Raw genomic sequence first — 19,990 nt, 5'->3', positions numbered from 1 at the left:
GGATGCCGAGTTTGGCTCCGATGCGTGACGACATAGTCCCACTGTCTTTGTAGCGTCGAAACATGCTCTTACAGAGGGATTCTCGTAGCATTGTCGGTCGGGACCGCCTACTCGTCGGGATCTACGTGGCACTCGCCGCGTACACGGCCGTGTACGTGATGACCACCGAATTGACCACGCATCGGGTGTGGGGAGTGTGCGCTGTCACTGGCTATCTCGCTGCGGGTGCGGTCCTGTTGCGATCACGTAATCGACCTCGAGCGGCTGGTGTCGCTGTGTTGGGCGCTGTGTTGGTTCCGATGATCGTGCTGATCGGGGGCGCACTCGCGCAGCTCGAGGTTGCAGTAGTCATCGACTCGGCCCGCCACTTGCTCGACACCGGCAGTCCATATGTCAATGACCCTCACGAGCTGACTCAGTACAACCCGTACCTTCCGGCGATGGCGTTGTTCGGGCTGCCTGGCGTCGTCCTGGAGGGTCCGCTCGGGGACCCCAGAGTCTGGTTCGGAGTGTTCTTCGCCGCCTGTGTGCTCATCGTTGTTCGGCTGACGAGATCCGACCGGGGACGAATCGATCAGGAGTCGTTCGGGAAGCTCGGGCTTCTCACAGCGTCCCCTCTCATCGCGATTCCGCTGTGCACAGGTGGGGTGGATCTGCCGGTCATCGGTGCTTGTCTGCTCGGTTTGGCGCTGATGGCGGCAGACCGCCGATGGGCCGCGGCTGCTGTGTTGGCGTTCGCATGCGCACTGAAGTGGACCGCATGGCCGGTAGCCATCGTCGCGTTGGTACTACATCGTCAACGCGCCGGTACATGGTCAGCAGTGCGGGTCAGTGCGGTGTCCGTTGCTCTGGCGGGAGCGGTAGTCGTTCCTCCAGTGATCCTCGATGGCGGCGCACTGGTGGAGCACACGGTGTTGTTCCCACTCGGTCGCGCAGACGTTCCGACTCCGGCAGGCTCGTCGGTGATCGGCGGCGCGTTGGCGGAAGCGGGCGAGTACGGCCACATCGTTTCTTTGCTCGCACTTTTCGTCGGTGCCATCGTCATCGGAATCAGACTGTGCGTGAAACCACCGCGCACGTTCGCGGCGGCCTGCTCGATCGCTGCACTCGGGCTCACCGTGCTGTTCCTTCTTGCCCCTTCGGCCAGGTTCGGGTACTTCGCCTACCCTTTGATGTTCTGGGGAATGGCGTGGATTGCGAGGGTTCCCGGAACGGACACCGCCGTCTCGAGTCCCAATCGTGAAAGCGAGCGGGTCGCGGCATGAGCCGGACCTTGATCGTGACCAACGACTTCCCGCCGAGGCAGGGCGGCATCGAAACGTTCGCATCGGAAATGGCTCACCGCTTTCCGTCCGAGTCGATCGTGGTCTACACCTCGGCGGAACGCGGAGCAGCCGCATACGACGCTTCGCTTCCATTCTTGGTCATACGGGACCGCAGCCGAACCCTGCTTCCGACGGGACGGGTGATGCGCAGGGCAGGTCGAATCGCGCTCGAACACGGCTGCGATACCGCGTGGATCGCTGCCGCAGCTCCCCTGGGCCTGATCGCTCCCGCGCTTCGGGCCTGCGGGGTGAAGCGGGTCGTCGCCACCACTCACGGGCATGAAACATGGTGGGCCAAGGTTCCTTTGACGCGGTGGGGATTGCACACAATTGGCCGTTGGGTCGACGTGCTGACGTACATCTCCGGCCATACCTACCGCGCAATCCTGCCAGCGGTTACGCCCGATACAGCGTTGGTGCGTTTGAGCCCGGGCGTCGACGTCGAACAATTCAACCCCGTGCGCGGCTCCGTGGCGGGCCCCGATCCATCCCCGGACGGCAACAGCGGCGTGATCGTGTGCACCGCGCGTCTCGTCCCGCGGAAAGGCCAGGACTCGTTGATTCGTGCGCTTCCTGCGGTTCTGGAACGACATCCCGACACCACGTTGCTTCTCGTCGGCGACGGCCCTGACCGTCGACGTCTGCAGCGTCTGGCCCGGACAAAGGGCGTGGAGAACGCGGTGACCTTCGTTGGGGGACTTCCGCACGAGCTCGTTGCGCAAGTCCTCGCCGGCGCCACGATCTTCGCGATGCCGTGCCGAACGCGTCGCCTGGGACTCGAAGAGGAGGGACTCGGTATCGCATACCTGGAGGCCTCCGCCATGGGACTGCCGATCATCGCGGGTGATTCCGGAGGTGCCCCCGAAACCGTGCAGGCAGGCCGAACTGGCTATGTAGTCAAAGACGTCGAGCAATTGACCCAAGCCATCGTCGAACTCCTCGACAACCCGGTCCGCGCCCGCGCGATGGGTGAACGCGGACGCAGTTGGGTTGCGGCGCAATGGACTTGGAATACCGCGTATTCAACTCTTCTCACTGCTCTGTTCCCGAACGTCCTGGCAGACGGCCAGGATCGGTCGAGTACGCCACAACAGTGATTCGCAAAACCGCCTGACCCTGCGATCTAGACCTACAGCTCAGAGCGGTGGCGGTAACTCGGGGCGGGTGTGAGCCGGTCCGGGCACGAGAGCTGCAACACCGGAGTCGCCGGAGCTTCGAGGTGGGGTGAGATTGTCGCATTGGGCTCAAGGCTTCGCTCCATTCGCGTTGGCCACTGGCTTGCGTATCCGCCCGGGAAGCGTTTGGGCACGCGATATGTCAACCTGACCAGCGAGGTCACGGCTACGGCCGACGCGGATCGGAGTTGGGCTGGAGAAGGTGCCAGCTTCATCGAGGTCTGAGTGTGGTGACGCCGGACGTCTTATCGAGCTCCGCTGTCATCGCTGCGTTGTCGAGGGTGAGTTGACGGATTGCGTTCGCGTAGATCGCCACTAGCTTTTTCAGGTCGGAGTTATCGCGCCGCAGTCGAGCGAGATCGTCTGCTGCACTGTCTTTTCGGCTGACCTGTGTCGCTGCCCGACTCTTGTTTTGTTGCTGGAACCAGGTGATGAGGGCGGGATAGTTCCGGTAGAACGTCGCGTGGGTAATGCCGAGACGGTCCTCTACCGAGGTGACGGTTGCTCGACGCCCCGATGTTTCGCATTCGGTAAGCACGCCATCCATCGCGGCCTGGACTGCGGCGTCATCGGGGAGTGGTTTCTTCACGGTGCTGTGAGTGAAACGTTGTGCTCGTCGGTGAGGAATTCTGCGATTTCGGATCGTTTGAGTTGGAGGCGGTGACGAACATAGGGGCCCAGACGGACGGTGTCGGAGAGTTCGCGGTCGTAGGACTGCAGCGCTTCCTTCATCTGCTCGCGGTTGCCGGTGGTCAGTGCTGCGTTGCGGCAGCGCAGTGGTTGGCAGTCCGGCAGTGACGGTCCGTCTCGTCCGTCGCTTCGTCGGCAGAGCGCGCGGTCGGGGTTGTGGACGCAGGTCACGAATTCGCCTGGGTAGATGTGGGGGTCGTGACGTGCCATGTGGCGTTGCATTCGTTTGGGGTCGTTGATGACCGTGCCGTCGAATCGAACGTGACGCTCGAATTCAGCGAGCCGTCGTTCTGCCTCGGCGGCGGCGGGTCCGGTCAGACGGTGCAGATCCGGGTTGGTGATCAGGTCGGCGAGCTTGTCGCCGCGGGCGATGTCGTCTTCGGCTTCGTCGCGGAACCCCGACTGGGAGGTGCCGGCGTAGCCCTCGAACATCTGGACGCGCACGTGGCGATATTGCAGTGCCCCGGCGATGCTCCCGCCGGGGCGTCTCGCGATGTACCAGGCCAGGGTTCGCCGGAACTGTCGGCTGCTCAGCTTCCATGCCGCGCCATTGACCTCGGGAATCCGATCGCGGTGACCGAGTTTGCTGCTGAATTTGTCGATCCAACTTACGAAGTCGGCCAGGTCGCGGTTCGTGGCAGCGGTAGATTTCACATGGTTGGGCCGCGGGCTGCCGCTTCTTCTCGAGGTCGGGGGCAGCGCAAACAGGTATTTCTCCGTCGTGGGTTGCAACCGTTCCAGGACTGCAACTGCCCGTTGTGCAGGCGCGGTAACGACCCAGGTGGCGGCGACCCCGGTGGCCTGTCGTTCACCTTTGAACGCCACTCCGGTTATCCGGTGCCTTGCGACCTTTCCGGTGTCGTCCCGCCATACCGATACGCATCCTCGCTGTAGGTGTTTGACCTCGCTGTCCCGCATGCCGGAGAGGTAGATGATCACGATGTAGCAGGCGATGTACAGCATCCTGGTGAGTTCTTCGAGTTCCGCATATCGGATCCGTCCCCGCCAGAGTTGTCCGTCCAACAGTCCGTCGATCGGTGCCCGCAGGTAGGTGTCGTCGTCGATCCCGAGCTCGGCGACGGCAGCGATGATGACCGCGCCGGCGGGCCGGGTCGGGCCGACGACCGAGCGGCCGAGATTGGCTTCGCGGCGCAGGTGACTCAAATTCACCGTTCCTTGGTAGGCCGGAAGCGCGCGTCGTTCACCGCGATAGCGAGCTATTACCCGGGAGATCGCCGCGACGTTGGCCCGTGTGTCTGTCTGCGGCCCTCGGCGATCTTGTCCCGGCGCGGCCGGGGGTCTTTGCAGCGTGTGCCACTCTGCCCCGGCGCGGAGCACATCGGGTGCGAAATCGTCGACCCATCGCATGGCCCAGACCAGTAGCGGTGCGTGCACCTGCTCGGGTATGCGGGCGGTCTCGTTCTCGTGTCCGTGCTGGGAGTGTCCGGACCGGGGTGTATCGAGGGCGGCGGCCGGATCGAAGGTCAAAGGATCATCGAGGTGTGCACGGCAGAGCCACAGCAGCTGAAAGGCCCGCGGAAGGTGCGCTCTGCTTCCGTCGGTGAGGCGGAGCTCGTGCACATGCTGCTTGAAGGCCCGTAGGTCGTCGCGCGTGATCGCGGAGATCGAGCGTAGGCCACGGTTGTCGACCCAGCGCAGGACCGCACCCACTTGCCCGGACAGGTTTGCGACCGTGTCGATCGCCTTGATGCGTTCGCACCCGCGAGGACGATCCGCCCGGAGCAATGCGTAAGTAACCTGTTTCGCGACCTCGCGAAAACTCTTAGGAACATTGGTGAAGTCGATGGATATCTGCTTCTGGTGTTGTTGTCGCTGTGCGGGTCCCAGCCTCCACACCGTGTCCGAAAAGCGTGCCGTGTCTTCGAGTACCGCGCCCGGTCGCAAAGTTCGGTCCCCGAGCACCAGCGTTTCGGCAGATATCCGTGCTGGCCCGGGGTGGGGTGCTGGCAAGCTCATGCGAGTTCCTTCAATCCGTCGAGCAGGTCGGCGGGTAGGTCGTCAGGTTTCGCGGCGCGGGCCTGTTCCTGTTGCGCATCAGTAAATTTGGGAAGTATCAGGCGGGTGATGATCAGCCAAGTGACGCCGTGCCGACCACACCAATCGTCGATGTCGCGTTGGTCGAGATCACGTTGAAGCCAGTCGAGCAACGAGAAAAGGTGGGGGAGGTGGCGTTCGGTGACCAACGCGTTCGGGCAGCGCAGGCAGGTCAGGAAGGACACCCCACACACTCCGCCGCCGCTGAATGGGCTGTGCTCGAAGTCCAGACACGAACTCACCAAGGTGTCCAGTTCGCCGTCGACTGCGCGCCGGATCTGATCGACCGAAACACCCAGTCCGGCGGCGGTGCCAGTTGGATCCGACACGAATGCAGCCGCCCCAGTGGGTCCGAGAATTCTCCCACGGAAGGCATGAGCATTGTGTTCTGCCTCGTGGAGTGCTTCGGTGAGTACCTCATCGGCCCAGTCACGCACCCTAGGATCGCTACGCAGGTAGTGCAGAAATGACACATCCGGCGTGTTCGTTCTCGACGCAGACCTGAGATGCCCTCCGACAGCGCGTGTTCGACGCACTTCCACCGTGGTTTTCAGACGGTTCATCGACAACACCAACGGTTCCGCCCCCGGACCATTGCCGTCGGCTGTCAGACCATGCTGCGCAACCCACTTGCGATGCTCGAGCCATCGGCCAACCTGCAGATCGAAAGGGTCGATGTGACCGTTGGCTGCCGAGCGCGTCCGGATGAAGTCCGCTGTTCCTCGCATGTTGTCACGTGTCCAAATGGACCACACCCGTCGGCTACCGCTGAATGCTCTGCTACTGCTGGTCAACTCGTGGAGCAGTAGGAAGAAGCCGCCGGGGGTGTGCAGTCCGGAGTCGTTCGGGCCGCCCTCCCAGTGCACTGTTTCGCAGGTACGAGCCTTTCCTCGCCGGCGCTTGATCACGTTGACCGCTACCGCGCGATCCTCCAGAACGCGGTGCTCGGGCGAAAGCTCCTTGATTGTTTCGCTGTTACGGCCACTGAGTCCGACGCCCAGCACGAGCAGGGGCAGCACGTCGCGGGTCGTGAGAAATAGTTGACCGGCCTTCGTCAGCCATCCGGCCAGGTCGGTGACAGATCCGGAGACAGTGCTCGGGCGTTGCGGTGGTGTGACGGCACCGGTGCTCGCCATCTCCGCCAGATGCGCGGCTCGCTCGCGTTCTGCCGCTGAAAGCGTGTGCGGCTGCAGCTCGAACACGGACAGCAATCGCCGCGACGACCGCAGCCGCCCGCGAAGGGCAGCGACGTCCGAACGTGCCGCTGCCATGATCGCCATGAACTCGCGGTCCGAGTATCCGGGAGCCGCGCCGGCCCCGGGTCGGTGAGGTTCATGGAAGTCACCCGGTCGCGCTACGTATTCTGCGACCTCCCAGTGCAATCGGGTGACCGGCAGGTGGCGAAGTATCAGTTTCACTGCAGCCATCTGTTGGGTCACGCGCGTCGCAGTGGTTCTTTTGAGCTGCAGTGCGCGATAGTGCTCGAGATTCGCCACCGTCACTCGGTCCAAACAGACAGGCGGCTGTGGGAGATCGCCGAGGAACCTCAGGAAACGCTGCAGAGTGATCCACCCGTTGTCGGCACCCGAACGGGTGCGCACCTGACCCACCGGCCCGATTCGAGCCGCCCATGCGACAGCCAGATCGGCGTGAAGCTCAGGGCAGGGCAACCGCGCGAACGAATAGTGCGCTGTCCTGTTGTCCTCGCCGTAGAACCGCACAACCGGCGGGTCGCCTGCTGATTGCTCGGTGACATCGGGCTGGTAGTAGCCATCTGGATGCGGTGCCACGTGATGCAGTCCCGCACGGCGCACTTGGCCGTTGATCGGCTCAGACAACGCAATTGTCCGCGCAGGATAAGTCGGGGTCGACTCGCTTCTCGACAACGGTGGGCTCCCACCCGTCGGGGACCAACGCCACGCGCGTCTCCATCTCCAATTCCGAGAGGGTGTGCAGGTAGATCTGTGTCGTCTCGATCGAGCGATGCCCCAATCGAATGCGGATCCAGTTCAGCGGGTCGCCGAACACACGTTGGTACGTCTCGCGCTGAGGTCCCGACATCGGTGTCAGCTCCTTGATATGCCCGCGCCACAGTTGTTCGAGAGTGATCACGGCAAACGAATGCCGAAGCATGTGCGGATGACACCGGATCGGGACCTCGCGGCGCACACAGCGGCGGTTTGCTGTCTTGAACACTTCCTGCCACGCGGACGGCTTGCTCGGAAGACCGTCCTCGTTGATCCACAGGGCAATTGGCTCCAAGCCCTCGCGGCACTCGATGAAAGTACGGCGCCGCTCGTCGTGGGTGAGCTTGGCAGCGTCGACCCGTTCGCCGCCGATTCGAACGAACGGCCGAAGCCGATTGGCAACGATCAGCGGACTCCGAATCTGCTCGTACGCGCCGTTCGCCTGGGCCATCTCGATGGCTTCCGCCCGCTCTATCGCGATGTAGTTCCATACCTCGGTCAACGTCGACATCGGGAAGTAGATGTGGCGGGCCGATCCACCCTTGGCGATACTCCGCGGAAGCCACGATCGAACGTTCAACGTGCCCGCTACTGGGTGAGGGAATTCGAACACACTCAAGCTTGTCTGCTCGGACAACCGTAAACCGGTGCGAATCATCAGGTCGCAATAAGCCCCGTTCCGTGAGGCAAACCGTCCGCGGAACGCCGGATCCGGCAACCCTGCCATGTCGAAACCTCGGACACCTATATCGCGCCACCGCCGATACGTGGCCGGTGGGAGCCACGCGACGTCATTGACTCGGCCCCTGTGCGATGACTCTGCCGGTGTTTGACCGCGGGGTCTCCGTGGATCTCGGCTGCGAGATAGGCGCTGCACGAACGGGTTACATGCGGCGTGCCCGCGTACGACTGCCCAGCGATAGAACTGGTTCACCGTCGCTACCTCACGGTCCCACGTCGTAGCTTCTACTCGTGCGCCCGCCGGGTCGAGCAATCGCCAATGCTTGTACGCATCACGATCGCCTGGCGTTGCATCAGTCCATGATCTCTGGGATCGGTTGTCCCATAGGAATTTCAGGAACCGTTTCAGGTCGTACGCATACGCTGCCTGGGTGGTCGGCGGTGCGTTGATCAACTCCGTGGTGAAAAAGTCGTTCAGGCGTACGTCGTATCGTCCGGACGGATCGATCAGGTACGGAGTGCCATCCGGCGTTTTGCCGGTGTGAGGCAATCTGTCGAGATCCTCCGATTCAGCCCCCGGGTCGTTCACTGACCGAGGTATAGGCAACTGCTGACGAGTGAAAAACAGTCGCCAGCCCAATACGCCGGAACCCCCCGAATGCACAGCCGCAAGCTATCACCGATACCTGCGGACAAAGTTCAGAACCGCATAACGCCTCGATCACCAATGGTGCCCCGCCGACGCCGCCCAGCCCGTCGAGTAGCTACCGGAGCGGGGTGTTCGGGCTGGCCGATCAGTCTTGTTCTGTAATCGGTGTTTTCCGATGGGCAAGTGCGTTACTCATCAACGCATCCATCCATTCCCGTGTCATGTCCAAGCCTGAGTGGTTTTCCAGCAGTTCAGCGGCGGTAGCCGCCACCTTCTGTGAGAATAGAGCCAGAATGCTGATTGACTCGTGCGCCACCAGAGTCGTCACCACATTCAGTGCGTCACCACGCGCGCGTTGCAAGGCGTACGGCTCGTGAGCGTCGAGCTGCAAGTCCTTCAGGAGCTCTCTTGCGCCTTCCCAGTTAGGCTTTTTGTGGGCGTGCGCGTATGCGCCCAATACTCGATTCCAAGCCGACAGTCGACTCCACCCGGCGGTCTCTATCCACCGCTGGGGCTTGTTGTGTACGGATTTTTCAAGGCGCTGCGCTTTCTCCGGTTTCGTCCGGTGGACTCTTGATCGAGCGATTTGTTCGAGCGTGCATCGAAGCGAGGCCATCGCCCGGTCGTCGTCTTCCAACCACAGCCAGTATGCGGACCGCAACGTCGACGACACCAGAGCCAGTGGAGTCGATGCTGCTGGTAGCAGAGGACCGTTGCGTGTCCACAGAGCAGCAAGAGCTGCCAACTCGGCAACCACGATGTAGTTCGTCCCGCGCGAGGCCACCGAGTCAATGTTGAAATCGTCGCCTAGTTCGTCTCGCTCGGCGGCGAGGGCTCGTAGCGCAAACGATGCACTCGCCTGGCGATGAGCGCCGAAGGCTAAAGTCGCAAGCTCGTCGTCCCGATACAAGCGACCTGCGGGCCGATGATTCCAGGCCAGCGACTCGTACGTGGATCGTTGATCGTCTAGGTAGCGAACAAACACCGGCAAGAGGCCTTCATCGGGCGACAATGGCATGACTGTAGGCAATCTCGGCAGTACGAACGATGCCGAATAAGGGAGGGCATCATCTGGTGGTTCTTCACACGCGACGTCAGCCGACGGCCGTACGGCAAGGTTGATACTTGCTATCAACGTCACGGCGTCCTCGGGATCGCCCTGCCGATACAGGCCAGCAGCCGTCATGTACTGGATCTGGGTAAGGCTCAAGCTCAACGCGTCCGCTATGCAGTCCACCGCGCCGTATACGACACTTGGTACATCGAATCTGCTCAGGAGCGCGGCCGACTCCCACCACATGGCTTCCTCGAAGAGTCGCGCATGCATTATTTCGCTGAGAACGCCGTAGACGACGGCTGGGCATACTTCACGTCCGTTCGCCAGGACGACGTGCTTATGAGGTGCGGTTGGCTCCTCTGTGCTTGCGGAGCTGTCGTCGCCCTCGATATCTTGCGCAGTAGTCGGGTCTGCGTCGCCCTCGATGTTGGATGATTCCGGCGGTGCGCCAGGATTTGGCATGCGCTCGGCGTATGCGGTCCACGCACGCGCGATGAAGTCCTCCACTTTTTCAGACGGATGTTGCTCGACTCCGACGACAGGTGCCATGACCGCAGTCCATCGTTCGAGTTGTTGTCGGGCGATCGTGGCAGCGGCCACCACTTGTCCTGCGAGAAGCAGTCGGGTGGCCGCGACGCAGCTGTCCACTCCCCAACCGAGGTCGTGAGGCCATTTGCCATAATAGGCTGACGGTGCGCGATCCAAAGTGAGGTTCAGCTTGCGATGCGCGATATCCAGTATTGCTATCGGTGCCAGAAAAAGGATTGCTTCGAATCGGAATCCATCCGGCAGCTTCTCCGTGTTCTTCATCCTGACGTTGTGGCGCGCAATCAGAGTCTCGGCCAATCGATCGGGTCCAGATCCGCACATGCGCTCGTAATCGCGCACTTTGGTGCCGACTCGCCGTCCACGGTCATCTTTGCGCTTCGCTTTGCGTTCTGCGCTGCTCAGATGGTCCATATCGCCAGGCGACGGAATGCTTGCTCTGTCCATTCGTGCAGCCTACGAGGTCGAGCAATGCTAGGTCGCCGAATGCAGTCAGCCAGCTGTAGAGTGGTCCCAGCATGCACGACGCCTCCGGGGTGATTGAGGCGAGGTCTTGAATCGTTTTGGCCGGTGATCCGGGAAGTGCTATCGCAGGTATCGAAGCGGTCAATTCCGTAAGGTCTGCCGGGCAGCGGCGCGGCAGAATTGATGCGACAATAGGACTACTTAAAGTATCTGCCTTCTACTCTTCGCAGAGTTCGTTCTCATCGTTTGGAGGAATGGGTTGCTCAAGCGAAAAGGTGAATTACCTGCTATAATTGGTGGATGCCGGAAAAGCATCGGTAAATCTATTGAATGGAGGATCTATTTGAATCATGATAGATAAATTATACACCTTAGCGGCGATCATTGTTGCCGTGACAGAAGTAATTAAGGCAACAACGGGATTGGTTGTAGCAGCGTCTACATTGATCCCTTCGATATTAATGTTGATTTGCATTATTGCGGCGCTTTAATCGATGGAAAGACCCGTCACTCGACCTAGGGTGGCGGGTTTTCTGTATCTGTAATGTCGGTTTTCATGGTCGTGTTTTCGTTTCGGTCGGTCAGTGGTTAAGAATGCTGGTCGTGGCGACTTCGGCCAAGACGTCAATCCTGACAGACAGAATAGGCCTCTAAAATTCCAAATCCCACGCACGTTACAGCGTTCCGAGCAGTTCCATCCAGGGATAAAGCCGAGAGGTCAACCGGCCGGTGAACTAGCGAGTTCCTGAACGGGTAGTCGAACTGGAGTAGTTTGCGATCCGTTGGGTCAGCTGTTCTGCGACCGCCTCGGTGGAGGCGGGGTTCTGTCCGGTGATGAGCGTGTCGGTGATTTCGATGTGCTGCTGCCACGGGTGTCCTGCGGTGTACGTGCCGCCCCGGCGCTGGATTTCCTGCTCGACGGTGAAGGGGAGCGTGCCGAGCAGTCCTACATCGGCTTCCTCTTGGTCCGAGAAACTCGTCATCGTCAGGGCTGCATACGGCCACGTTGCTCCGGATGCTGTGTCGGCAAGCAACGCCGCAGTTCCATGGCAGACCGTCGCGATCGGGGTCCCCTCCCGTCGGAGCGCGCGGAGAAACTCTCCAACGTGAGAGTTCTTGTGCAGGTCCACCACTGGCCCGTAGCCGCCGGGCACAAAGATCCCGTCGACGGTAGAGGGGTCAACCGTTTCGAGCGCGGCCGGCGCGCGCAAATTTTCGCTCAGACCGGATAGGTACGTTCTGTACCCGTCAGGGTCTGGGCTGTGAGGGGCGTGCATGCTGTCGGGCTCGACGTGCGCAGCGCCGCCGCCGGGTGTCGCGATGATCGTCCGTATGTTTGCGGCCGTGAAGATTCGATGGGCTGTGATGAACTCTTCGGCCCAGAAGCCGCATGGTTGAGTGGAGCCGTCATTGAGCGTCAGAATGTGGGCTTCGGACAGCAGGATCGTGATGGTCGACGTTGGTGTCACCGTTGTGCGTCTTTCTCTTCGCGGTAGAGACCGAGGGCGGTCATCGCGGGCGCGTCGTTGAACTCGAACAGCACGGCTGGAATGTCGGTGTCGTTGACGTAGCTGACAGTCGACCACGATGGAACGGCGAGGCTGTCTCCTTCGCTGCACCGGAACGGCTTTCCGTCGACGTGGATGGTGGACAACCCTTGTGCCCCGATCAAGACGGCGGAAGCGGTACGCCGCATCGGTTGTGTTTGGATCCCTGCAGGTAGGAGTGTGAATGCAGCATCGATGACCGGTGTGACAGGGTCGTGGGTTCCTTCTGCGTGCAGGGTGTGTCGGTATGCGTGGTGCGGGTCGGCCTCGTGGGTCCGCTGTTGCTCACCGAGAGCGCGAAGTACGTTGTCCCACTTGTAGAGCAGCGGCTCGCTCAGGTTTCGGTGGTGTCTGTCTTGCGCGAAAATGTGGGGCTCGAGGTGGGTGTTGTCGGTGTGGAGCTCGAACTGTGTCGCGGCGAGGGCGGCGACGAGGGGGTCGTTGGTGCAATCCTGCCAGATGGCGGGGGAGTCGGTGGGGCTGTCGTTGCCGTGCTCATGCCATTCGCCGGCGGGGGTGATCACCACGTCGCGAGGCTCGAGATACATCTTGGTTCCACCGACGGCCGTCCATGCCCCGTCACCCTCGTGCATGTAGCGCAGGGCCGTCGGCGCGTGCCGATGCGGGGTCATACCTTCACCGCGGTTGATGATCTGCAGCCCCGAATAGAGATATCCGACGGCGGCCTCGCGGGCATGGCCCGGATTGGCGAGGGTCAGTACCCGTAGAGCTGCTCGGTCGCCCTTGACCATGTCGGCGGCCGCGATCGCGAGCGGTCGAAGCTCGGCATAACTCCAGTGCACGGCATGGGAGTCGGGGGCCGGGGCCCACGGCAAGTTCTCGTTGGCCGCGGACCACCGCCCGATGGCGGAGATTGCTGCCGCCTTCTCGTGCAGCATGGCCTCGGTGGAAATGGTGGTGGTCACGATGCAGGTACCTCCTGTTGGGTGACGGTCACTGAAGCGAGTGGTCGGGGTGTGCCGACGACGGCGTCGGCTGCCTCGGTAAGTTCGGCAACCAGTTGGTCGATGTGGTCGGCAGTGGTGTGGATGTTGCCGATGGACACTCGGATGACGTAGTGGCCGTCGAGCTCGGAGTGGGAGAGCAGCGTCCGGTGGGTGCTGTTGACGGTCTCGAGGATCTTCCGCGTCGCCTGTCCGTCGGCAGAGGAGATCCGGAGGCAGAGCAAGGGGAGCGGCGAATCGTTCGCGAGATGCCACCGCGGGTCTGCGGCAAGGGCGTCTCGCAGCCTCGTCGCCAGGGTGAGACTGTGTTCGAGTCGAGTTCGGATGCCTCGTATTCCGAAGGCGCGCAGGGTCCACCACAGTTTCAGAGCTCGGAATTGTCGCCCAAGGTTGAGGGTGTAATTCATGTAGTCGATACCGCCGGTGGTGTCGGTACGCAGGTATTCGGGAACCAGTGTGAAGGCGGCTTCGAGTGCTCCGGGGTGACGGCAGAACAGTGCCCCGCACTCCATAGGGGTGAAGAGCACTTTGTGTGGGTTGGCGACGAGAGAATCGGCGGCCGCGAGTGACGGAAGGACCTGCGCGATGGCCGGGGCTATGCGCCAGAAGCCTCCGTACGCGGCGTCGACGTGCAGCCACACTCGGTGGTCGCGGCACACGGCCGCAATCGCCTCGACCGGGTCGAGAGCACCTGAAGTGGTCGTACCGACGGTGGCGACAACAGCGATCGGTGTGTAACCGTCCGCGACGTCCGATCCAATGCGAGTCGACAGAGCAGCAGGATCGAGTTGGCCGCTAGCGTCGGTGGGTAGGCGTACGACATTGTCGAGCCCGATGCCGAGAGCGATCGCAGCTTTGTCGACCGACGAGTGGGCCTGGTCGGAGGCGTAGATCCGGCCGGGTTTCTGGCCGGATGTTCCGTGATGTCGAACCTCGGGCTGTGCCCGGTGGCGGGCGGTGGCCAACGCGTAGAACGTGCCCAGTGATGCACCGTCGACGAGCAGTGCGTCTGCGGCGGGGTAGTCGAGCAGTTCGGCGAGCCATCTGGTGACGGTGTCTTCGACGGCGGCAGCCGAGGGCGCGCTCTTCCACAACATGACGTTGACGTTCAATGCCGCAGCGGTCATCTCGGCGAGGATGGCCGGTCCGGAGGAACTGTTGCTGAAGTAGGCGTGGAATCGTGGATGGTTCCAGTGCGTCAAATGCGGAACGACGTTGTTCCAGGTGTCGTCGAGTATGTCGGCGAAATCTGTTGCCTCGGACGGCAGCTCGCTGTCGATCGCGTCGGCGACATCGGCCGCATCGGCCGGCGTCGTGACGGGCACGTCGTCGAGCGCGGCGAAGTGTCGACATATTCGATCGAGGGTGTCGGTGCCGAAGGCTTTGAGCTGCTCGGGAGTCCAGTCGCCAGTCGGCTTTGTTGGGTCGGGGGTCATTCGACGTCGACCGGCAGCTCGTGGGCGAAGACGACCTCGCGGGGGCGTTCGCAGTACCGGCGGTAGAAATCTTCGAGTAGTGGCGTCTCCGATTCGAGGAGGTGCGTGGCGTGCTCGGCGCTTTCCCAGGGGTAGGTCATCGTTACGCGTTGGGGGTCCGATGCGTGCTGGAAGAAGCGCGCGTGGCCCGCCCACCCCGGGTGGTGGTGTGCGTTGTCGTCGAGGAGTTCGTCCATTTCTTGCAGGACCGAGAGGGCGTTCTCGGCCGCTTCGGCGGTCAGGTGCCAGGTTTCGATGACGGTGATCATGAGAGGGCGAAGCCTTTCTGTTTCAGTTGCTCTGACCGGTGCTGTCGAAGTGCTCTTGCAGCAGTGAATCGCCGCCGGGGACGAATCGTTGGCAGATGAGTTGGTGGGCGCGCCGGTTCTCGGCCTGGCTCTTCCAGAGCCGTCGTGCGGAATCTGCTGCGACGCCGGGAAGTTCAGCCGTCTTGAGCGTTGTACGGACGATCTTGGCGCGGGTGAGCATCACGTCGTGATCCCGGTTGAACACGGCGGAGAACCCGGGTTCGAGCCAGGGCGGTTCCATGGAAGGCCGGACGAAGTCACGGTAGATCTCCGGTGAGAAATCGGACGCGTACCGCATGCTCTCGGTCGCCCCGGCGTAGAGAGTCCCTAGTTCGGTGAGTTGGTGGGCGAGAGTGGGCCACTGCTTGTTTGCAAGGCACTCCAGCACTGCCGCGAGCCGGCTGTTCATGGATATGACGAACAGGTGGAACAGGTGGTGGCCCTTCTTCCAGCGTGTGATCGCTTGTCGTGCAGAGTCGTTCGGAGCCTGCGGGGTGCGATTGTCCGCACTGTGGTCCGTCGGCGCTGCCAATTGGGAAGGATCTCGTTCCCGTGCGGACACGGCTGCTGCGGCGGAGGCATCGCCGACGACTACGGCCAGGGCGTCGAGTAGGCGGAGTCGTGAGTCGTTGTCCAGAGTGGACTGCGGCAGATCTGTGGTGATGGCGGTGACGACGGTCAGTGCGCTGACCGCCCACGCGTGCGGGTCGTTGCTGCGGGAGATCCTGAAGTAGGTGTCGTATTCGGCGCTGCGGGCGACAGGGATGGTGCTATCGGTGGGTAGGACGACTCGATCGATGCTCGTCGGAGATGGGGTCATGAAGGCCTCTTCCGTGGCTTGAAGTGGAGTCAGGGTGGTGGGGGTGTCGGGTTGCGGTCCAGACGGCTCCGACGACGACGGCGGCTCCGGCTAGTTGAATCCAGGTGGGTCGCTCGCTGAGGACAACGAATCCGAACGCGATAGCCAGCACAGGCTGCAGCAGGAGTAGGGCCGCGACGGTATTAGCCGCCAGCGATCGGGATCCCGAACTGATGAACAGCCAGGCGGCAACCTGTCCGAGCAAAGCGAGCGCGATCATCCATCCCCACGCGGCCGCGGAGATGTCGAGATCGAGGTCTCCGAGGCCTGCCGAGACAATGCCGGCAGTGACCGTTGCCGATGCGGTGGCCACACAGATCGGGGTGACCAGATGGCTGGGGCTTCGCTGGGTGGAGCGGCGGTTCAGGAACAGGTAGGCCGCGTACGCGGCACCGGCGGAGATTCCCAGGATGGACCCGCGGAGCGCGTTGTCGGCTCCTGTTCCGCCGATGAGTCCGCCGGCGAGTGCAACGCCGAGCAGCATGCAAGGCACCGCCATGAGGAATCGTCGGGGGATTGCGGTTCGATCGACGACGAGCGCGATCAGCGGCAGCACGACGACCTGGACATTGATAAGGACGGTGGCGATCGAGGCACCGACGTCGAGGATGCTCGCGGTCCACATCACGTAGTCCGCTCCGAGGAAGACTCCGGCACCAATGGCCATGGGATACAACCTCGTCGGCATTGCGCCGCGTCGGTGAAGTTCCCACAGCGCCATCGGAACGAGAGCCGCCAGCGCGATCAGACATCGTAGAAATGCCGCCGTCCCCGAGGTGACATCGGCGAGTTTGACGAAGGTTGCGGACAGTGACAGCGACGCGGCACCGGCGATGACCAGCGCCGCATTCCCGCCCACCCCCCGATCGGCGGCGTCAGCTCTCGGTATCGCGGTTCTGGTCACCTGGTCAAGGCAACCAGTTACAAACCGATAAGTCTACTAGCCAGTTCTACCGCTGAAACAGTAGTATCACTTATATGTTGTCGTGGGATCGGATGAAAGTTTTCGCCGCAGTAGCCGAACAAGGTTCGGTCACTCGAGCTGCAGAATCTTTACACCTCACCGGACCCGGAGTGTCGCAACACATCCGCAAGTTGGAGAAGGAAGCCGGCACCACCCTGGTCGAGAGAGAGGGAAGGTCGATACGGCTGACCCCCGCCGGTCGCGCACTGGCGACACGTGCGGCCGCCATGTCCGCTCTCGCCGAAGCCGCAGAAGACGACCTTGCCTCGATCGACACCGACGTTGCCGGAGCGCTGAGAGTAGGCGCGGTCGCAAGTGCATTACGTCGGCTGGTGGTCCCAGCTCTGGCAGACCTTGCTCGCACGTATCCACTGCTGCGCCCCGAGGTCGTCGACGGAGAAGGAATCGATTTGCTCGACCGCCTCCAGCACCGCACCCTCGATCTCGTCGTCTTCGAGTCCTGGGACCATCGGCCGGCGACGGTCCCCGCAGGTATCGACGTCCACACGCTCCACACCGAGGATGTACACCTCGCGGTACCGATCGAGGACAACCGTGAGATGGCAACCCTCTCCGGCGAAACGGAATCGATCTGGACGGTATGCCCATCAGGGTCGGATGCGCACTCCGCGCTCGTGCACGCATTGCGCGAAGCTGGAGTCGAACCGACGATCCGCTACGAGGTGTCCGACTACTCGACCCAACTGGCCCTCGTCGAAGCAGGTCTGGCCGTCGCGCTGGTTCCGGACACCGCGCGAGTCCGAACGGCCAGGGTGCGGTATCTGCCGACCGAGCCGGCCGTGACACGTTCGCTACGTGCGGCGAGCTCGACCCGAATCCCGGCAGTCGGCGCGCTCCTGAATGCGATGAACGTGATTCTCGCAGGCTGATTCCGCGGCCGATCTCACCCGTAACGCTCGGTTATCAGGACTGCTCAAAAGGTAACGGGCAGGCACATGACATCTGCGAAACAGGTTGTATGGCAGTGATTGTCAGGGCGCAGGTATGCGCTAGATCCGGGTTCACGGCCACCGGAGGCGGGGAGATCGAGAATGCTGAACGTCAGCAGGGCGACGGTGGTGGCCGAACACTGTCCGACACGCCCGTGGGATCAAGCTTCGTAGAATTCCCCTATTCGGGGAATTCTACGTTCCGTTCAAGACCTCCGCCATCGGTGCCATAATCGTTACGGTGCGGCGATGAACAGCATCACGCCCCATGAAATGACCCCACTCAGCCCGATTGCATCGGCAGGTTTGCTCGGATGAGCGGCGACGACGTGCTGAACTTCTGCTCCCTGGTAGTGGCAGTCACTGCCGTTATAGCGATCCGTTCCTTCACGGAGTTCCGATCCAAGCGGGTCACGATAGCCGTCTTCCTCGCGGTGTTTCTGCTCTTCAGGTTCGGTGTTCCTCGTCTTACGCCGTTCATCGGATGGCTGCTCGGTTTGTCCGCCGAGTAACGGTGGGGGCGGACGTGCAGAGGTGGCCCGCTGGCCGGGAGAGAAAGCAGAGCGATGTCGAGCGGTATCGTGCATCGAACGATCGATTAAAGGGTGGGTGCGAGTTGTGAGCTGCAGCGAACAGGGTTCGTTCGAGGACATCGTGCCGGGGCTTTTCAAGACCTCGAACGGCACCGCCGCCGACGCCGTGAACGGGTGTCTGGGGTACAAATCGCCCCAGGTCCAGCAAGTGACTGGGGTAACGTACCGCCAGCTCGACTACTGGGCCCGTACAGGGCTTGTGTCACCGTCGATCCGCCCTGCATCCGGTTCGGGATCGCAAAGGATGTATGCCTTCTCCGACATCGTGGTGGTCAAAGTGATTCGTCGTCTCCTCGAGGCCGGAGTGTCTTTGCAGAATGTACGCATTGCGATCGAGTGCCTGCGTGCGCGTGACGCCCAGGGGCTGGCGTCTGTAACTCTGCTCTGCGACGGTATTTCGGTGTACGAGTGCACATCTGACGACGAGATAGTGGACTTGCTACACGGTGGTCAGGGCGTGTTCGGCATCGCGATCGGACATACAGTCGCGGACGTGGCTGCCGATATCCGTGCGCTCCCTGCAGTTTCTGTGGGAAGCGACAAGGTCACCCGAATCGACGAACTGGGATCGCGACGCGACCGCAAGAGCGCCTGAAGTCGGCCCCGGGATGAGTACACACTTCAGTGCCAATTACATGGTCCACGCGATGAATGAAGCAGCCTCTGATACCTGGGATCTGATGGAGACGGGAATTGCAGGCGGCATCGGACCTGGAGAAGAGACGCTCACCGACCTCAACTTGATCAAGCTTCAGCAGCGTATTCCGGCGCTGAGAGTGACGAAATACGCCAAGGCGGTCGAGGCGGGCAACGGTGCGGATTGGGAGTGGTGGATCGGTTCTTCGGCCGACGAGCGGTGGATCAAGCTTCGTATTCAAGCAAAACGCGCCAGCCACAAATTCAACCGCTATGAGCAGCTCGGACACTCAGTTAAAGAAGTCAAGCAGTACGAGACCCTGATTTTGAAGAGCAGGCTCGACGGTGCAACTCCGTTGTATGTCTTCTTCAACGGGTGGCCCGAAGATAGATTTCTCGTAAAGGGCCAGTACATCGATGCGATCGCACGCAACCTCAGGGCGGTGCACGGCGGGCACGTTCCGTATCCGATGTGGGGCTCGTTGGATTGGGGGTGCGCAGTCTCCGCGGCGCAGAAGGTCAAAGAAATTTATGAGAACCCATCCACATCAGTCTTCCCGCCAGCTCTCATCCCAGCTGCTACCCGCCGAAACAAGCGCTATATCCCACGGTATCTCGTGCATTCGACCCCTTGGGCGTATCTACTTCACTCCGGGCCTTCGGGCGCGGCTCCGACTGTGCGGCAGGTGGCCGAGAACCTGCACCACATGGAGGGAAACAGATCGCCGCTCACCGACGATGCCTTCGAAGCAATGACTTACCCGATTCCGTCTCGCGAAGCCGAGCAGGCCGCCTACGGCATGTACACGATGAGGAAATTTCTCGACCCCCGCGATGAGGCGCGTTACGCTCAGCGCCTCGCGAGCGCCGAACAATTCGCTCATGAGATCGGCAGAGACGATCTGGTGGGTCGAATGCTGAACCTGCCCGACGAGACCGAGCGGACAGGGCCGGGGTATCGCCTGTTGTTGGAGCTCAACCCGGAAAGTTCAGACCTCATGAACCTACGCCTGAGCTAGCGCCGATCGGCCGACAAGAGGTCGTTTGGTTCTGATGCAAAAAAAGTAGTCGGAGGCCACCGTG

General features: G+C 61.9%; 17 protein-coding genes. 6 read left to right on the top strand and 11 right to left on the bottom strand.

Going from position 1 to position 19,990, the window contains the following annotated elements; all coding sequences use genetic code 11:
• Positions 1 to 62 precede the first annotated feature (62 nt).
• Complete coding sequence (locus RFA01S_RS25845; protein WP_015586189.1) at positions 63 to 1,265, top strand: glycosyltransferase 87 family protein; 1,203 nt, start codon at positions 63 to 65, stop codon at positions 1,263 to 1,265.
• Positions 1,262 to 2,422: a glycosyltransferase family 4 protein gene (locus RFA01S_RS25840; protein ID WP_015586190.1), complete on the top strand. Its 1,161-nt coding sequence runs from the start codon at positions 1,262 to 1,264 to the stop codon at positions 2,420 to 2,422. Before RFA01S_RS25845 ends, RFA01S_RS25840 begins: the two co-directional genes overlap by 4 nt.
• A gap of 289 nt (positions 2,423 to 2,711) precedes the next feature.
• Here the strand turns inward: RFA01S_RS25840 and RFA01S_RS25835 are convergent, their stop codons facing one another.
• The 11 genes from RFA01S_RS25835 to RFA01S_RS25785 all read right to left on the bottom strand — a co-directional run bounded on the left by RFA01S_RS25835 (position 2,712) and on the right by RFA01S_RS25785 (position 16,668).
• Entirely contained in the window at positions 2,712 to 3,089 is a 378-nt protein-coding gene (locus RFA01S_RS25835; protein WP_015586192.1) for a hypothetical protein, read from the bottom strand.
• Positions 3,086 to 5,167 (bottom strand): site-specific integrase, encoded by a 2,082-nt coding sequence (locus RFA01S_RS25830; protein WP_139278551.1) that lies wholly within the window; start codon positions 5,165 to 5,167, stop codon positions 3,086 to 3,088. Before RFA01S_RS25830 ends, RFA01S_RS25835 begins: the two co-directional genes overlap by 4 nt.
• Positions 5,164 to 7,083: a hypothetical protein gene (locus RFA01S_RS25825; RefSeq protein WP_015586194.1), complete on the bottom strand. Its 1,920-nt coding sequence runs from the start codon at positions 7,081 to 7,083 to the stop codon at positions 5,164 to 5,166. The genes RFA01S_RS25830 and RFA01S_RS25825 overlap by 4 nt, the downstream gene beginning before the upstream one ends.
• Entirely contained in the window at positions 7,076 to 8,482 is a 1,407-nt protein-coding gene (locus tag RFA01S_RS28690) for a site-specific integrase (protein ID WP_072692249.1), read from the bottom strand. The genes RFA01S_RS25825 and RFA01S_RS28690 overlap by 8 nt, the downstream gene beginning before the upstream one ends.
• 205 nt (positions 8,483 to 8,687) lie before the next feature.
• Positions 8,688 to 10,592 carry a hypothetical protein gene (locus RFA01S_RS25815; protein ID WP_015586196.1) on the bottom strand — a complete coding sequence of 635 codons (1,905 nt, stop codon included), beginning with the start codon at positions 10,590 to 10,592 and terminating at the stop codon, positions 8,688 to 8,690.
• Positions 10,593 to 11,344: 752 nt separating this feature from the next.
• Positions 11,345 to 12,079: a type 1 glutamine amidotransferase domain-containing protein gene (locus tag RFA01S_RS25810; protein WP_015586197.1), complete on the bottom strand. Its 735-nt coding sequence runs from the start codon at positions 12,077 to 12,079 to the stop codon at positions 11,345 to 11,347.
• Positions 12,076 to 13,083 (bottom strand): cupin domain-containing protein, encoded by a 1,008-nt coding sequence (locus RFA01S_RS25805; RefSeq protein ID WP_015586198.1) that lies wholly within the window; start codon positions 13,081 to 13,083, stop codon positions 12,076 to 12,078. The genes RFA01S_RS25810 and RFA01S_RS25805 overlap by 4 nt, the downstream gene beginning before the upstream one ends.
• Positions 13,080 to 14,558 (bottom strand): pyridoxal phosphate-dependent decarboxylase family protein, encoded by a 1,479-nt coding sequence (locus tag RFA01S_RS25800; RefSeq protein WP_015586199.1) that lies wholly within the window; start codon positions 14,556 to 14,558, stop codon positions 13,080 to 13,082. Before RFA01S_RS25800 ends, RFA01S_RS25805 begins: the two co-directional genes overlap by 4 nt.
• The gene (locus tag RFA01S_RS25795; RefSeq protein WP_015586200.1) at positions 14,555 to 14,866 is read right to left on the bottom strand and encodes an antibiotic biosynthesis monooxygenase; all 312 of its coding nucleotides are present in this window, start codon (positions 14,864 to 14,866) and stop codon (positions 14,555 to 14,557) included. Before RFA01S_RS25795 ends, RFA01S_RS25800 begins: the two co-directional genes overlap by 4 nt.
• A gap of 22 nt (positions 14,867 to 14,888) precedes the next feature.
• Positions 14,889 to 15,725 carry a 3-methyl-L-tyrosine peroxygenase-related protein gene (locus tag RFA01S_RS25790; RefSeq protein ID WP_015586201.1) on the bottom strand — a complete coding sequence of 279 codons (837 nt, stop codon included), beginning with the start codon at positions 15,723 to 15,725 and terminating at the stop codon, positions 14,889 to 14,891.
• Positions 15,676 to 16,668, bottom strand: a complete 993-nt coding sequence (locus RFA01S_RS25785; RefSeq protein WP_230591638.1) for a DMT family transporter — start codon at positions 16,666 to 16,668, stop codon at positions 15,676 to 15,678. The genes RFA01S_RS25790 and RFA01S_RS25785 overlap by 50 nt, the downstream gene beginning before the upstream one ends.
• Positions 16,669 to 16,742: 74 nt before the next feature.
• On the opposite strand from RFA01S_RS25785, the gene RFA01S_RS25780 reads away from it, so the two are divergent.
• The 4 genes from RFA01S_RS25780 to RFA01S_RS25765 all read left to right on the top strand — a co-directional run bounded on the left by RFA01S_RS25780 (position 16,743) and on the right by RFA01S_RS25765 (position 19,926).
• On the top strand, positions 16,743 to 17,618 hold the full coding sequence (locus RFA01S_RS25780) for a LysR family transcriptional regulator (protein WP_015586203.1): 876 nt from the start codon (positions 16,743 to 16,745) through the stop codon (positions 17,616 to 17,618).
• Between the two features lie 374 nt (positions 17,619 to 17,992).
• The gene (locus RFA01S_RS25775) at positions 17,993 to 18,190 is read left to right on the top strand and encodes a hypothetical protein (protein ID WP_032375875.1); all 198 of its coding nucleotides are present in this window, start codon (positions 17,993 to 17,995) and stop codon (positions 18,188 to 18,190) included.
• A gap of 142 nt (positions 18,191 to 18,332) precedes the next feature.
• Entirely contained in the window at positions 18,333 to 18,866 is a 534-nt protein-coding gene (locus tag RFA01S_RS25770; RefSeq protein WP_052047235.1) for a MerR family transcriptional regulator, read from the top strand.
• A gap of 52 nt (positions 18,867 to 18,918) precedes the next feature.
• Positions 18,919 to 19,926: a DUF6615 family protein gene (locus tag RFA01S_RS25765; RefSeq protein WP_139278550.1), complete on the top strand. Its 1,008-nt coding sequence runs from the start codon at positions 18,919 to 18,921 to the stop codon at positions 19,924 to 19,926.
• Positions 19,927 to 19,990 lie beyond the last annotated feature (64 nt).

The sequence above is a fragment of the Rhodococcoides fascians NBRC 12155 = LMG 3623 genome, from assembly GCF_001894785.1.
Taxonomy (GTDB): Bacteria; Actinomycetota; Actinomycetes; order Mycobacteriales; family Mycobacteriaceae; genus Rhodococcoides; species Rhodococcoides fascians.
Note: the sequence above shows the minus strand (reverse complement) of the source record. Positions and strands in the feature narration are given on the sequence as shown.

Coding starts and splice junctions, on each gene's coding strand:
- RFA01S_RS25775 (WP_032375875.1), top strand. CDS start 17,993: ATGAGCGGCGACGACGTGCTGAACTTCTGCTCCCTGGTAGTGGCAGTC.
- RFA01S_RS25800 (WP_015586199.1), bottom strand. CDS start 14,558: ATGACCCCCGACCCAACAAAGCCGACTGGCGACTGGACTCCCGAGCAG.
- RFA01S_RS25830 (WP_139278551.1), bottom strand. CDS start 5,167: ATGAGCTTGCCAGCACCCCACCCCGGGCCAGCACGGATATCTGCCGAA.
- RFA01S_RS25795 (WP_015586200.1), bottom strand. CDS start 14,866: ATGATCACCGTCATCGAAACCTGGCACCTGACCGCCGAAGCGGCCGAG.
- RFA01S_RS25790 (WP_015586201.1), bottom strand. CDS start 15,725: ATGACCCCATCTCCGACGAGCATCGATCGAGTCGTCCTACCCACCGAT.
- RFA01S_RS25840 (WP_015586190.1), top strand. CDS start 1,262: ATGAGCCGGACCTTGATCGTGACCAACGACTTCCCGCCGAGGCAGGGC.
- RFA01S_RS25780 (WP_015586203.1), top strand. CDS start 16,743: ATGTTGTCGTGGGATCGGATGAAAGTTTTCGCCGCAGTAGCCGAACAA.
- RFA01S_RS25845 (WP_015586189.1), top strand. CDS start 63: ATGCTCTTACAGAGGGATTCTCGTAGCATTGTCGGTCGGGACCGCCTA.
- RFA01S_RS25815 (WP_015586196.1), bottom strand. CDS start 10,592: ATGGACAGAGCAAGCATTCCGTCGCCTGGCGATATGGACCATCTGAGC.
- RFA01S_RS25765 (WP_139278550.1), top strand. CDS start 18,919: ATGAATGAAGCAGCCTCTGATACCTGGGATCTGATGGAGACGGGAATT.